We start from the raw sequence: 14258 nt of genomic DNA, 5'->3' as shown, positions 1-14258 counted from the left end.
CCCCTTCGATAACCATAGGAAGAGCAGGATTCAGGTGCGGTGAAATTGCTGCGAAACGTTTCCCCGCCAAGCCTGAAGAGATCGCTCCGCGACATGGATCTTCTTCTGAGACAGGATGTGTCCGTCCCGGCGGCGACCCCGCGATACGGCCGCCTATCGCTACGATGCCCCTGCGCATGTAAGGCCGCAGACCTGTCTCCGACGGCCGCACCAGGCATGACCGGCAAGGTCGAGCGCCAGCTTCATCTGCAGGGAGAATGTTGCCTGGACGCGACGCAAAGCCGGCCTCTCGCTATGCTTGTCCGTTCCCGCGCCTGGCGGTTCGCCCCGACGCCCCGTTTGGGCCGCGCAGGCGCGGATGCGAGTCGGGCGGTCATGAATTAATGGCTGCCTCATCAATGAGTTGGACGAGTCGTGCCATGAGTGAAAGAGAAGCGCCATGAATTTGCTTGAGGATGAGCTCCCGGTTATCGAACCTTTGGTGGAGAAACCACAAAACACCGGTCTTTTCGATGGTGACTGCGGCAGTCTGCCATACGATGCCCGGCGCGCCTTGTGCCAGCTGTTGGCCGGTCCCAGCATCGACGCGGGCAGGCATAGCCAGCTGTGGCCTGCGTTGCTGCGGCATGAAACGGCCTTGCGTTCGCGCCTGTGCGATCTGTTCCTGGAATTGGTGATCGACCGCGAGGCTGGCGTGGCCTTTACCCGCCAGGTCGACACCGGCGAGCTGGAAACGCCGGTGCTGCTGCGTTCCTCGCCGCTGACCTTCATCGACTCGGTACTGCTGCTGCATCTGCGCCAGCAGTTGGCCGAGGCCGAGGCGCACGGTCATCGCGCGGTAGTGGAAGAGGCGGCGTTGATCGATGCGCTGTCGGTCTACGAGAAAAGCGTATCCACCGATCGCGCCGGTTTCGCCAAGCGCGTGGCGAGCTCGATCGGCAAGATGAAAGACAATCATGTGCTGGACAAGCTGCGCGGAAGCGATGAGCGCTATGAAGTGTCGCCCGCCCTGAAGCTGCTGTTTTCCGCCGAGGATGTGCAGGCCTTGGCAAAGGTCTATCGCGAACTGCGCGAAGCGGACGAGGAAGAGGTGCCTGCGGATGGCCAGTGAAAAGGCTTCAGGCGGAAAGGCGCGGGGCAAGGCAGTGAGAGCGGCGCGTCCGGTGGCGCCATCCTTGTTCCTTTCCGATCTGCCCGATCCGCGCGACGAGCAATTCCGCATGCGCCGCCTGCAGGTATTCAACTGGGGCACGTTCAGCGGCCTGGTCGAAGTGCCGATCGCCGAACGCGGCTTCCTGTTCGTCGGCCGTTCGGGCTCGGGCAAGTCCACTTTGCTGGATGCCATGTCCGCGTTGCTGGTGCCGCCCAACCTGGTCGACTTCAATGCCGCGGCGCGCGAGGCCGAGCGCAGCGGGCGCGATCGCAATCTCGCCTCCTACGTGCGCGGCGCGTGGGCCGATCAGCAGGACAGCGACTCCGGCGAAATCGCCACACAATACTTGCGCAAGGGCTCGACCTGGTCGGCGCTGGTGCTGGAATACCGCAACGCGCTCGGCGCCACGGTCAGCCTGGTTCGCCTGTTCTGGATCAGCGGCACCGGCTCGTCCGCGGCCGATGTGCAAAAGCACTACATGGTGACGGAGCGCGCTTTCGATATCGCCACCCAATTGCACGGCTTCGACCTGGATCGGCGTCGCCTCAAGACACGCCTTGGCGATGACGTGCACCATTTCGACACCTTCACCGGCTACGCCGAACGGTTTCGTCGCCTGCTCGGCATCCAGAACGAGATGGCGCTGAAGCTGCTGCACAAGACGCAGTCGGCCAAGAACCTGGGTGATCTCAATCAATTTCTGCGCGGCTTCATGCTGGACGAGCCGGAGACCTTCGGCGCCGCCGAGCGTCTGGTGGCCGACTTCGGCGAACTGGATGCCGCGCATAAAGCCGTGGTTATCGCACGCGAACAAGTGAGCACACTGACGCCTGCGCGAACCGCTTATGAGGCGTTGCTGCAAGTACGGCGCGGCACCAGCGAATTGAAGGAACTGCAGCAAGGCGTGGACCTTTATCGCGAGCAGCGCCGCCTGGCGTTGCTCGATGCGTGGCTTGGCGAGTTGCAGGTGCACGACCAGGCGCTGGGCGGCGAGCTGGCGCAGCGCCGCCAGTCGCTGGATAACCACGACCAGCGCGTGGCCGATCTGGAACGACAGCGCCGCGAACAAGGCGGTGACGCCATCGAACAGCTCGAACGCGAGCACGAGCAAGTCAGCCGCGAGCGCGATGACCGCATGCGTCGGCGTAACAAAGTTGAACAGACGTGCCGCGATCTTGGCTGGAGCATGCCGGCTACCGCGCATGGATTTGCCGAGCTGGCAGGACAGGCGCGCGAATTGCTCGATGGCGCGCGCGATCGAGCCGCCGCGCTGGAAGAACGCATGGATGCGCTCAAGCGCGAGCGCGAGCAGGCGACTTCTCGTTTCGGCGAAGTACGGTCGGAAATCGATGCGCTCAAACGCAATCCGTCCAATATCCCCGCGCACGTACAGGCGATCCGCGCGCGACTGTGCCAAGAACTCGGACTGTCGGAGAACGCGCTGCCGTTCGTAGGCGAGCTGCTGCAAGTTAAAAGCGACCATGCGGCGTGGCGTGGCGCGATCGAGCGCGTGCTGCACGGGTTCGCCCTGGCGCTGCTGGTCGATGAGCGGCACTACGGCGAGGTATCCGGCTGGGTCAACAAGACCCACCTGGGCAGCAGGCTGGTGTATTACCGGGTAGGCCGCAGCGATGCCCTGGGCGGGCGCCAGCTGGATTCGCGTTCGATGCTGCATCGACTCGACCTGCGCGATCACGCCCATCGCGATTGGCTGTCGACCGAACTGGCGCGCCGCTTCGATTACAGCTGCGTGGATGCCGCAGCCGCGTTGCGGCACGCCGATCGCGCGATCACGCGCGAGGGACAGGTCAAGCATTCGGGCGATCGCTACGAAAAGGACGACCGCCGCGCCGTCGACGATCGCAAGCATTGGGTGCTGGGCTTCGATAACCGCGACAAGCTGGCGCTGTTCGAAAAAGAAGGACAGCAGCTGGCGCACGTGATCGCTACCGCTGACGAAACCCTCAAGGCCTTGCGCGCCGACAACGCGCGCGAAGGCGACCGTCGCGTACTGGCCGGCACGCTGGCCAATGCGGAATGGGAAGAGATCGATGTGGCGCCTAAGCTGCAGCGGCTGGGCGATATCGAAACCCAGCTCAAACAGTTGCGCGAGGGCGACGCCACTTTGCAAGACATCACCCGGCGCCTGGATACCGAGCGGGAATTGCGCCGACGCGCGCAAGGTGCCTACGAAGATACGGCAGGCGAGCGCAATGCGTTGCAGCGCGAGCGTCAGGGATTGCTGGAAAAGCGTGAAGCATGCGAACAAAAGGCGACCCAGGCTGTACTGACGCCGCTGCAAGCGCGTGGCCTGCCTGAGCGATTGCCACCTCATCCGCTATCGCTGGACAATCTCGCCGATCATTTCCGCACGCTGGAACGCAGTCTCCATGAGGCGCTCGGCAGCCAGTCGGACGAGGATAACCGGTTGGTGCAGGTGACCGAGGAATGTTTCCGCAGTTTCTGCCGGCGCTGGCCGCAGGACAGTGCGGATTTCACGGCCAGCCTGGATTCGGCCGAAGGTTTCCTGGCGCGCCTGCGCCGCCTGGAACTGGATGGCCTGCCCAAGCATGAGGCGCGCTTCTTCGAACTGCTGCAAAGCCAGAGCAAACAGAACCTGCTCGTATTGCAGAAGTATATGACCGAGGCGCGCAAGGCAATCGGCCAGCGCATGGAAGAGGTCAACGAAAGCCTCGAGCGCGTGCCGTTCAATCGCGGTACCTTGCTGCAGATCGAACTGACCGACCGCGGTTTGCAAGAAGTACGCGACTTTCAGCAGCAATTGCGCGATGTGCTCTCGCATCACCAGACCGAGGACCATGAGCTGGCCGAAACGCAGTTCGGCATCTTGCGGCAATTGGTGGCGCGGCTCGCGGCGGACGACCCGGAACACAAGCGTTGGCGCGAACAGGTGCTCGATGTACGCCAGCATGTGGAATTCGTCGGCACGGAATTGGAATCCGATACCCGCCGGCAGGTCGAGGTCTATCGCAGTGGCGCAGGCAAATCCGGCGGCCAGCGGCAGAAACTGGCCACCACCTGCCTGGCTGCCGCGCTGCGCTATCAGCTGGGCGGTGACGATGGCCATCTGCCGCGCTACGCGCCCGTGGTGCTCGATGAAGCCTTCGACAAAGCCGATAACGAATTCACCGCGCTGGCGATGAATATCTTCGAGAACTTCGGCTTCCAGATGGTGGTGGCGACGCCGTTGAAATCGGTCATGACGCTGGAGCCCTTCATTGGTGGCGCCTGTTTTGTCGACATCACCGGCCGCCACGATTCGGGTGTGTTGCTTATCGAATACGACGAAACGCAAAAGCGCTTGGCACTGCCGGAACGCGCCCGTGAGGCCGATGCAATCGCCTGACGCCCTGCGGGTGCGCCTGCACACGGCCTGGTCGCGCAACCGCCATGAGTGGCTGGCGGGCGGCGGCGAGTGGCCGCGTTCGTTCAACACTGAAGCGCCCACCGAGGCGCAGGCGTTGTCGCAATGGGAGGTATTCGATGCATGGCTGGCGCAGTGGCGCGAGGTGTCGAAAGCGGGCGCGGGGCAGGTGGTGGAAGCACTGCGCCAATGGCCTCGGCTTGGTACCCAGCAGCTTCCATGCGCCTGGCGCTTCGATTCGCCGGAGTCGGTGGCCGCCGCGCTCGGACAATCTCCGTTATGGCAGCGCGTGAAGCAGCGCTTCGATCGGCTCATGGCGTGGGGATGCGGCATGACCGATCATGTTGGCGCATGGCGGTTGGCCCTGGCGCGCCACTTCGATGTACTTGCCGATGCTTCCGACGCCGATCTGCGGCGCCTGCAAGATGTGGTGGCGTGGCTTTTAGCCCATCCGGCATCGGGACTGTATCCACGCCAGCTGCCTGTTGCGGGGATCGACAGCAAATGGATGGACGTTCGCCGTGCCGTCGTCACCCGCTGGTTGAGCGTGCTGCGTGGCGACTCGGCGTGCGCCGATTTCTATCAGGCCAGCGGACTGCGCGCGCCGCCGGACCGGCTGCGCATGCGTCTGCTTGATGCGAGCTTGCGTGCCCAGCTAGGCGGCATCGCCGATCTGGAAGCGCCGGTCGAGCAAATTGCGGCGCTATCGTTGTCCGGGATCCGGCAGGTATTGATCGTGGAGAACCTTTATACCTGCATGGCGATGGAAGATTTACCGGGCACCGTGTTGTTCATGGGGCGCGGCAATGCCATCGAAGCGTTTGCGGCCTTGCCGTGGCTGGCCTGCTTGCCGATCCTCTACTGGGGCGATCTGGACACCTATGGCATGGCGATCCTGAGTCGCCTGCGCGGCTATCTGCCGAACGAGTGCGTGCAGTCGTTGTTGATGGATACGGAAACCTTGCATGCGTTCAAGACGCTGTGGGGCGAGGATGCGCGCCATCCCGCCGAGGTATTGCCGAACCTCACCGACGCCGAGCAGCAACTGTATCGCGAGCTTCGCCACGACCAGCATGGCATCCGCGTTCGCCTGGAGCAGGAGCGTATTGCCTGGGACTGGGCGTGGAGTCGCTTGAGCCGCGCCAATCCCGCATGATGCAACCTTTGCGGCCGTGGACCGCTGTTCGGAGGGCTTGATGAGCAATCGTCGTGATTTTCTGAAAACCTCGTTGCTGGCGACATCGGCGCTGGCCTTGCCGCGCCTGTCGCGCGCTGCCGCATCGGTATCAGGCACCGTTGCTGGCGGCGTGGGCGCGCGGGTGGTTTCTACCTGGGACTTTGGCGTGCCGGCCAATCAGGCGGCGTGGGCGGTACTGGGCAAGGGCGGCAAACCGCTCGATGCGGTCGAGACAGGCGTGTTGATACCCGAAGCGGACTTGCACAACCACAGCGTCGGACGTGCCGGTTATCCGGACCGCGACGGCAAGGTCACCCTCGATGCCAGCATCATGGACGGCGATGGCCGCTGTGGCGCGGTGGCGGCGCTCGAACATATCGGGCATCCGATCAAGGTGGCGCGCAAGGTGATGGAGGACACGCCACATGTCCTGCTGGTCGGCGATGGCGCGCTGGAGTTCGCGCTACAAGAAGGTTTCACCAGGGAAAACCTGTTGACGCCCGAGTCGGAACACGCATGGCGCGAGTGGTTGAAACAAGCCAGGTACACACCGGTGGCCAATAGCGAGAACATCGACTACCACCGCAGCTTGCAGCCTCTTGGCATGCCGGGTGGCAAGAACAACCACGACACGATCGGCATGCTGGCGGTCGATGCCAACGGCCGTCTTGCCGGCGCATGCACCACCAGCGGCATGGCGTGGAAGATGCACGGCCGCGTAGGGGATAGCCCGATCATCGGTGCGGGCCTGTATGTGGATAACGACGTGGGCGGCGCCACTTCCACTGGCGTGGGCGAGGAAGTGATCCGCAACGCCGGCAGCTTTCTGGTGGTTGAGCTAATGCGGCAAGGGCGCAGTCCGCAGGAGGCTTGCGAGGAAGCGGTGCGGCGCATCGTGAAGAAGCGGCCCGATGGTGCCAAAGAGTTACAGGTGGGCTTTCTTGCATTGCGTCGCGACGGCGAATGCGGCGCCTACGCGATCCAGAAAGGTTTCACTTTTGCAGTCTGCGATATACATAAGCAGGATCGCCTGCTGGCTTCGCCAAGCGTCTACCAGACGACCTATACCTGATGTCCGCGCCATGCTTGCTGGAGATCGCGGCCGGCTCGCTTGCTTCGGCACTGGCGGCGCAGGAAGGCGGCGCCGACCGCGTCGAATTGTGCGGCAGCCTGGCCGAAGGCGGTATCACGCCGTCCTACGGGACGTTGGCGCTGGTGCGCGATGGCCTGCGCATTCCGTTGTATGTGCTGGTCCGGCCTCGCGGCGGCGATTTTCTCTATGACGATGCCGAGTTCGACATCATGCGGCGTGACATCGAGACCTGTATGCGGTTGGGTTGCGATGGCGTGGTGATCGGCGCGCTTAATGCTGATGGCGCGGTGGATCCGCGTTGCGCCGAACTGGTCGCTGCCGCCGGTCCCTTGGGCGTGACCTTCCATCGTGCCATCGATGCGAGTGCGGACCTGCAAGATGCTTTGGAGCGTGTGATCGCGCTGGGCTGCGAGCGGGTGCTCACATCGGGCGGCTGCGCGAATGCCTTGCTGGGAGCAGGAGCGATTGCCGCGCTGGTCCGGCAGGCGGCGGGGCGCATCTTGGTCATGGCCGGCGCAGGCATTCGTGCGGACAATGTGGCCGACGTGGCCCGGCTTAGCGGTGCGCACGAGTTTCACGGTTCGGCGCGCGCAGCATGGCGTTCGTCCATGCGCTATCGCAATCCTGTCTTGCAGGATCTGTCACCGGATACCGAGCAGACCAATGCGGCGCAGGTCAGGGCGATGAAGAACGCGCTTGCTTCGGCGCGCTCTTTCTTTCATTCGAGGTGAGGAGCACCTTGCCTGGTCGAGCATTGAGAAATGCGCGCCAGCTGGGCGCTGCGCTGTGGGTTTTGCCGTTCATCCCAACTTGCTGTTCGAAGGGGAGGGCAACAACAAAAGCAAACGAAAAAGCCGGCGTTTCCGCCGGCTCTCGCCAACCCGGTCCTGCGTAGAAGCTTAGGCCAGCTCGCGAATCTTCGCGTTCAGGCGGCTCTTGTGGCGGGCAGCCTTGTTCTTGTGGATCAGGCCACGGGCAGCGTAGCGATCCATCACCGGCTGGGCGACGGCAAAAGCGGCCACGGCGCCAGCCTTGTCCTTCGCCTCGATGGCCTTGACGACCTTACGGAGGGCGCTGCGCACCATGGAACGGGCGCTGACGTTGCGCAGGCGGCGCTGCTCGGACTGGCGCGCACGCTTCTTCGCGGACTTGATGTTAGCCAAGATAGAACTCCGGAAATGAATTGCTAGGGTTGGAAAAAGGCGGCAAGTATGACGTCAAACCCCCGATGGGTCAAGCGCTTAAGTTATCGTCCCGAAGGGACTCCCTCTATCTTCTCCCCTCCGGGGAGAAGGTGGCCCGCAGGGCCGGATGAGGGGCCAACCCCCGCGTTGAGAGTCATTTATTCGCGCGCCTTCCTCAGTGCATTTTCGCAAGATTGCCCCCTCACCCCAACCCTCTCCCCGAAGAGGAGAGGGAGCAAAGCCGGCTTTTATCTTCTCCCCTCCGGGGAGAAGATAGCGCGCAGGGCCGGATGCGGGGCCAACCCCCGCGTTGAGAGTCATTTATTCGCGCGTCTTCCTCAGTGCATTTTCGCAAGATCGCCCCTCACCCCAACCCTCTCCCCGAAGGGGAGAGGGAGCAAAGCCGGCTTTTATCTTCTCCCCTCCGGGGAGAAGGTGGCCCGCAGGGTCGGATGAGGGGCCGGCCTTGCGATGAGCTTACTTCCATGCACGGTAGTAACCCCACATTCTGGCAAGATTGCCCTCCACCCGACCCGCTCCCCGGAAACAGGGAAAGCCAGGAGCCCGATCCGCGCATGAAATCCCCCAGCATGCTCCGCGGCTTGCTCTCGTTCAGCAGCATGACCATGGTTTCGCGCGTGCTCGGGCTGCTGCGGGATATCTCGATCAGCCATGTGTTCGGCGCCAATGCCGCCACCGATGCGTTCTGGGTGGCGTTCCGCATTCCGAGCTTCATGCGCCGCATGTTCGCGGAAGGATCGTTTTCCACCGCCTTCGTGCCCGTTTTCATCGAGGTGAAAGAACGGGGTCGCCACGCGGACCTGAAAGAGCTGATGTCGCGGGTGGCCGGCACCTTGGGCGGCGTGTTGCTGGTGGTGGCCGCGGCCTGCGTGCTGTTCGCGCCGCAGGTGGCGGCTTTGTTTACGCCGGGGGCGGTGCACGAGCCGCACAAGTTCGCGCTCACGGTGGAACTGTTGCGCCTTACCTTCCCGTTCCTGCTGTTCGTATCGCTGACCGCGCTTTGCGGCGGCGCACTCAACAGCTTTCATCGGTTTGGTTTGCCGGCGCTGACTCCGGTGATTCTCAACGTATGCATGATCGCGGGGGCGTGGTGGCTGTCGCGGCGATTGCAGACGCCGATCCTGGCGTTGGGCTGGGCGGTTTTCGCGGCAGGTATATTCCAGGTGTTGTTCCAGTTGCCAGCGTTGCGCCGGCTGGATTTGCTGGCGTGGCCGCGCTGGGGCTGGAACCACCCGGACGTGCGCCGGATCATGCGCCAGATGCTGCCGACGCTGTTCGGGTCGTCGGTGGCGCAGATCAATTTGCTGTTCGACACCGTCATCGCCTCGCTGCTGATCTCCGGCTCGCAGACCTGGCTGTCGCAAGCCGACCGGTTCCTGGAATTGCCGCTGGGCGTATTCGGCGTGGCATTGGGTACGGTGATCCTGCCTTCGCTCTCGCGGCATCACGTGGCGACCGATCACGATGGATTTTCCAAGGCCCTGGATTGGGGTTTGCGCACCACCTTGCTGATCGCGCTGCCCGCGATGTTCGGCTTGATGCTGTTGGCCGAGCCGTTGGTCGCCACGTTGTTCCAGAATGGCCAGTTCCGTCCGTTCGATACCCGCATGACGACACTGTCGGTGACCGCGCTGAGTTTCGGCGTGCCGGCCTACGCGCAAGTGAAGGTGCTGCTGCCGGCGTTCTATGCGCGCAAGGACACGCGCACGCCGGTGCGCGCGGGAGTGGCGGCACTGCTTACCAACATGCTGCTCAATGGCCTGTTCCTGTGGCTGCTGTACGCCCTGTGGGCGCCGCCGGCACTGAAGGCAGGAGCGCTGCTCGTTGGCCTGTCCAGGGTGCCGGGCTTGCACCTGGCGCTGGGCATGGCGAGCGCGTTGGCCAGCTACGTCAATCTGCTGTTGCTCTGGCGCTGGCTGGGGCAGGCGGGCATTTACCAGCGGCAGCCGGGTTGGCGCCGGCACCTGCTGCAACTGGCGCTGGCTTGCGCCGCGATGATCGTCGTATTGCTGCTCGGCCGTTGCTGTTGGCCGGATTGGACCCATATGGGATCGATCGCTCGCGTGGGACGGCTGGCCGTGCTGGTTGGCGCGGGCGGCGCCACTTACGTGGCGGTCCTGTTTGCCGCCGGCTTCCGCTTACGCCAATTGCACCACGCATGAACGTTATACTGATCCGATGATGAAACTGTCCCGGGACGTTGCGGGGCCGTGCCTGGCCCCCGGCGGCAGTGTGATCGCGGTCGGTGCCTTCGACGGCCTGCACCGTGGTCACCAAGCCTTGCTCAGCGAAGTGCGCGAACGGGCGCAAGCCCTTGGCTGCTCGCCCATCGTGGTGAGCTTCGAGCCGCTGCCGCGCGCGTACTTCTCGAAGGAGCCGCTGCCGCGCCTGTCGAGCGTGCGCGAAAAGCTGCTCGGCTTCGATGCCGCCGGCATCGAGCATACGCTGCTGCTGCGTTTCAACCAGGCGCTTACCGCCATGTCCGCCGAGGATTTCGTGCAGCGCGTGCTGATCGACCGGCTCGGCGTGCGCGAGGTATGGGTGGGCGCCGATTTCCGCTTCGGCCATAAGCGTGCCGGCGATGTCGCCACGCTGGAGCGGATCGGCGCGGAACGCGGCTTCGTCGCGCACACCATGCCGGCGGTGCTGCTGGAAGGCGAGCGTGTTTCCGCCAGCCGGGTGCGGGCGCTGCTTGCCGCGGGGAACTTCGGTGCCGCCGCGCCGCTGCTCGGCCGGCCGTTCGTGATTGAGGGCAAGGTGGAGTACGGCAACCAGCTGGGCCGCACGCTGGGCTTTCCCACCGCTAACATCCATTTGCGCGAACGGACGACCCCGGTGCATGGCATCTTCGCGGTGCGCGTGGGCCTGGGCGAAGGCGAATGCAGCTGGCCGGGCGTAGCCAGCCTTGGGACGCGGCCCACGGTCAACGAAGTGGCCGTCCCCGTGCTGGAAGTGCATCTGTTCGATTTCGACGGCGATCTCTACGGTCAGCGCATGGCGGTGGAGTTCGTGGCCAAGCTGCGCGATGAGATGAAATTCGACGGACTGGACGCATTGAAGGTACAAATGCGTCATGATGCGCGTTCGGCCCGGGAAATCCTGGGCATGAACCCGGTACTGATCCAGGCGTGATGGCGATGAACATCCTGCAGCACCAGCCGATCCTGTGCACCGCCTCCGCCGTGGCGGCTGCGGCGACCATTATTATTATTTGAAGCATCGCCGAAGCGCGTGCGCTTGCCGCCGCGCGCGGCGAGCAACAGGCACGAGACTTCGGTTCCACCCGGTGGCATCGAAGCGGACCCAAAACACGGTACCCGAGCGATGACCCAGGACTACAAGAGCACCATCAACCTGCCGCAGACGAGTTTCCCGATGCGCGGCGACCTGCCCAAGCGCGAGCCGGGCTGGCTGGCCGAATGGGACAAGGTCGGCCGCTACGCGCAGATCCAGGCCAGAACCGCCGGCCGCCCGATGTTCGTGCTGCACGATGGCCCGCCGTATGCGAACGGGGTCATCCACCTGGGCCATGCGATCAACAAGATCCTCAAGGACACGGTGGTCAAGTCCAAATGGCTGGCCGGCTTCCATGCGCCTTACGTGCCGGGCTGGGATTGCCATGGCATGCCGATCGAGATCCAGATCGAAAAACAATTCGGCAAGAACCTCTCGCCTAGCGAAGTGCAGAGCAAGGCGCGCGCCTACGCGGCGGCGCAAATCGAAAGGCAAAAGGTCGACTTCAAGCGCCTGGGCGTACTGGGCGAGTGGGATCGTCCCTATCTCACGATGGATCACTACAACGAAGCCGCCGAGCTGCGCGCGCTGTCGGAGATGTTGCGCAAGGGCTACATCTATCGCGGCCTGAAGCCGGTGAACTGGTGCTTCGACTGCGGCTCGGCACTGGCCGAAGCGGAAGTCGAGTACGAGGACAAGACCGATATCGCGATCGACGTGGGCTTTGCCTTCGACGATCCGGCCGCCGTCGCGAAGGCTTTCGGTCTGGAGAAGCTACCCAAACCCGCTGGCCAGATCGTGATCTGGACCACCACGCCGTGGACGATTCCCGCCAACCAGGCGCTCAACCTGCATCCGGACTTCAGCTATAGCCTGGTGGATACGCCCAAGGGCCTGCTGATCCTGGCCACCGAGCGCGTGGAAGAATGTCTGAAGACCTACGGGCTGGAAGGCCATATCGTCGCCTCCGTGCCGGGCAGTGCATTGGGTGAGCTGCGCTTCCGTCATCCGCTCTATGCCGTCGATCCGGGCTATGCACGACTCGCTCCGGTGTATTTCGGCGATTACGTAACGCTGGATACCGGTACCGGCGTGGTGCATTCGTCGCCGGCCTACGGCGTGGAAGATTTCCTGTCGTGCAAGGCGCACGGCATGAAGGATGCCGACATCATCAATCCGGTCATGGGTAACGGCCATTACGTATCCACGCTGCCGCTGTTCGGCGGCATGTTCTTGTGGAAGGCCAATCCAAAAATCGTGGAGGCGCTGGAGCAGGCCGGCTCGCTGCTGCACCAGCACAAGTACGCGCATAGCTATATGCATTGCTGGCGCCACAAGACGCCGATCATCTATCGCGCCACGTCGCAATGGTTCGCGGGCATGGATATCGTGCCCAGGGATGGCGGCAAGACCTTGCGTCAAACCGCGCTGGAAGGCATCGAAGCCACGCAGTTCTATCCCGCCTGGGGCAAGCAGCGCCTGCACAACATGATTGCCGAGCGTCCCGACTGGACCTTGTCGCGCCAGCGCCAGTGGGGCGTGCCGATGGCCTTTTTCGTCCATCGCGAAACCGGCGAGTTGCATCCGCGCACGCCGGAGCTGCTGGAGGAAGTCGCCAAGCGTATCGAGAAAGACGGTATCGAAGCATGGCAAAGCATCGAGCCCGGCGATTTGCTCAGCGCGGAAGAGGCCGTCCAGTACGAAAAGAATCGCGACACGCTGGATGTCTGGTTCGATTCGGGCACCACGCACTGGCATGTGCTGCGCGGTTCGCATGCGGACGTGTCCGCGTTCCCGGCCGATTTGTACCTGGAAGGCTCCGACCAGCATCGTGGCTGGTTCCATTCTTCACTGCTCACCGCCTCGATGCTGGATGGCCGTCCGCCATACAAGCAACTGCTCACCCATGGATTCAGCGTGGATGCGCAGGGCCGCAAGATGTCCAAGTCGCTGGGTAACGGCATCGAGCCGCAGGACATCATGAACCGGATGGGCGCGGACATCCTGCGCCTGTGGGTGGCCTCGACCGACTACCGCCAGGAAATGTCGTTGTCGGAGGAAATCCTCAAGCGCGTCGCCGACACCTATCGGCGCATCCGCAATACCGCGCGGTTCCTGCTCGGCAACCTCGATGGTTTCGATCCGGCTACCCATCTCGTACCGCTGGAAACGAGCCTGTTGCTCGATCAATGGGCCATCGGGCAGGCGTATGAGGTGCAGCAGGCGGTGGTCGCTGCCTACGAGCGCTACGACTTTCCCGAAATCGTGCAGCGCGTGCAGAACTTCTGCACCAATGAAATGGGTGCGTTGTATCTGGACATCACCAAGGATCGCCTTTACACCATGCCGACCGAAAGCCTCGGCCGGCGCAGCGCACAAAGTGCGATGTATCGCATCCTGGAAGCGCTGGTGCGCTGGCTGGCGCCGGTGCTGTCGTTCACGGCCGAGGAAATCTGGCAGCACATGCCAGGCGAGCGCAGCGAAAGCGTGTTGTTCGAGACCTGGTACGACGGCCTGGCCAATGCGCAGGGCTCGCCGGAACAGCGCCGTTATTGGTCCGATTTGCTGGCGATCCGTGATACCGCCTCGCGCGTCCTCGAGGATATGCGCAAGGCCGAGCGCATCGGTGCCGCCCTGGAAGCGAAGCTGGTGCTGCACGCCGATCCGGTGACGACGGCGCGGTATGTCGAGAGCGCCGATGAGCTGCGCTTCTTCTTCATTACTTCCGAGTTGAGCTTTGCGCCGTTGCAGCCGCGACCGGCCGATGCGGTGGCATTGCAGCTCGACGGCGGCGAAGTGCATGTGGCGGCCGAGGTGAGCGAGGCGGCCAAATGCATCCGTTGCTGGCATCGGCGCGAAGATGTGGGCAGCAACCCCGCGCATCCGGATATTTGCAGCCGCTGCGTGAGCAATGTAGAAGGACCGGGCGAGCAACGCCGCTGGTTTTAAGCTTGCACGAAGCCCCTCTTTGGGAGGGGCTCGATGAGCCGACCTGAAATGAAACGTTCCGC

The 14258-nt window shown here is 63.5% G+C and carries 8 protein-coding genes and 1 pseudogene; 8 read left to right on the top strand and 1 reads right to left on the bottom strand.

The features are described from left to right. Nucleotides 1-439: 439 nt before the first annotated feature. The 5 genes and pseudogenes from ISP15_RS02725 to ISP15_RS02705 all read left to right on the top strand — a co-directional run bounded on the left by ISP15_RS02725 (nt 440) and on the right by ISP15_RS02705 (nt 7539). Nucleotides 440-1111, top strand: a complete 672-nt coding sequence (locus ISP15_RS02725; RefSeq protein WP_404544813.1) for a DUF4194 domain-containing protein — start codon at nt 440-442, stop codon at nt 1109-1111. Further along, nucleotides 1101-4499: pseudogene (locus tag ISP15_RS02720) on the top strand (ATP-binding protein); the annotation flags it as partial. The gene ISP15_RS02725 and the pseudogene ISP15_RS02720, both read left to right, overlap by 11 nt. Before the next feature lie 7 nt (nt 4500-4506). Continuing rightward, complete coding sequence (locus ISP15_RS02715; protein ID WP_404545326.1) at nt 4507-5694, top strand: Wadjet anti-phage system protein JetD domain-containing protein; 1188 nt, start codon at nt 4507-4509, stop codon at nt 5692-5694. Between the two features lie 40 nt (nt 5695-5734). After that, entirely contained in the window at nt 5735-6787 is a 1053-nt protein-coding gene (locus tag ISP15_RS02710) for a N(4)-(beta-N-acetylglucosaminyl)-L-asparaginase (protein WP_404544811.1), read from the top strand. After that, a complete protein-coding gene (locus ISP15_RS02705) occupies nt 6787-7539 on the top strand; it encodes a copper homeostasis protein CutC (protein WP_404544809.1) in 753 nt (250 codons plus the stop codon). The genes ISP15_RS02710 and ISP15_RS02705 overlap by 1 nt, the downstream gene beginning before the upstream one ends. A 168-nt stretch (nt 7540-7707) precedes the next feature. Here the strand turns inward: ISP15_RS02705 and rpsT are convergent, their stop codons facing one another. Further along, nucleotides 7708-7971 carry a 30S ribosomal protein S20 gene (gene rpsT / locus ISP15_RS02700; protein WP_404544807.1) on the bottom strand — a complete coding sequence of 88 codons (264 nt, stop codon included), beginning with the start codon at nt 7969-7971 and terminating at the stop codon, nt 7708-7710. Nucleotides 7972-8582: 611 nt separating this feature from the next. Here rpsT and murJ point away from each other — a divergent pair. From murJ to ileS, 3 genes are all read left to right on the top strand, one after another. Then, nucleotides 8583-10175 (top strand): murein biosynthesis integral membrane protein MurJ, encoded by a 1593-nt coding sequence (murJ, locus tag ISP15_RS02695; RefSeq protein WP_404545325.1) that lies wholly within the window; start codon nt 8583-8585, stop codon nt 10173-10175. 16 nt (nt 10176-10191) lie between these two features. Next, nucleotides 10192-11145, top strand: coding sequence for a bifunctional riboflavin kinase/FAD synthetase (locus tag ISP15_RS02690; RefSeq protein WP_404544805.1), 954 nt, complete (start codon nt 10192-10194; stop codon nt 11143-11145). Between the two features lie 192 nt (nt 11146-11337). Beyond that, entirely contained in the window at nt 11338-14196 is a 2859-nt protein-coding gene (gene ileS / locus ISP15_RS02685; protein WP_404544803.1) for an isoleucine--tRNA ligase, read from the top strand. The last annotated feature ends 62 nt before the right edge of the window (nt 14197-14258 follow it).

Origin of the sequence: Dyella jejuensis, assembly GCF_044904675.1 — a bacterium.
GTDB lineage: Bacteria > Pseudomonadota > Gammaproteobacteria > Xanthomonadales > Rhodanobacteraceae > Dyella_B > Dyella_B jejuensis.
This window is presented reverse-complemented; position numbering and strand designations above follow the sequence as displayed.

What these genes read in the sequence shown, in the direction of transcription:
- ISP15_RS02725 (WP_404544813.1), top strand. Translation starts at nt 440, where the DNA reads ATGAATTTGCTTGAGGATGAGCTCCCGGTTATCGAACCTTTGGTGGAG.
- ISP15_RS02715 (WP_404545326.1), top strand. Translation starts at nt 4,507, where the DNA reads ATGCAATCGCCTGACGCCCTGCGGGTGCGCCTGCACACGGCCTGGTCG.
- ISP15_RS02710 (WP_404544811.1), top strand. Translation starts at nt 5,735, where the DNA reads ATGAGCAATCGTCGTGATTTTCTGAAAACCTCGTTGCTGGCGACATCG.
- ISP15_RS02705 (WP_404544809.1), top strand. Translation starts at nt 6,787, where the DNA reads ATGTCCGCGCCATGCTTGCTGGAGATCGCGGCCGGCTCGCTTGCTTCG.
- murJ (WP_404545325.1), top strand. Translation starts at nt 8,583, where the DNA reads ATGCTCCGCGGCTTGCTCTCGTTCAGCAGCATGACCATGGTTTCGCGC.
- ISP15_RS02690 (WP_404544805.1), top strand. Translation starts at nt 10,192, where the DNA reads ATGATGAAACTGTCCCGGGACGTTGCGGGGCCGTGCCTGGCCCCCGGC.
- ileS (WP_404544803.1), top strand. Translation starts at nt 11,338, where the DNA reads ATGACCCAGGACTACAAGAGCACCATCAACCTGCCGCAGACGAGTTTC.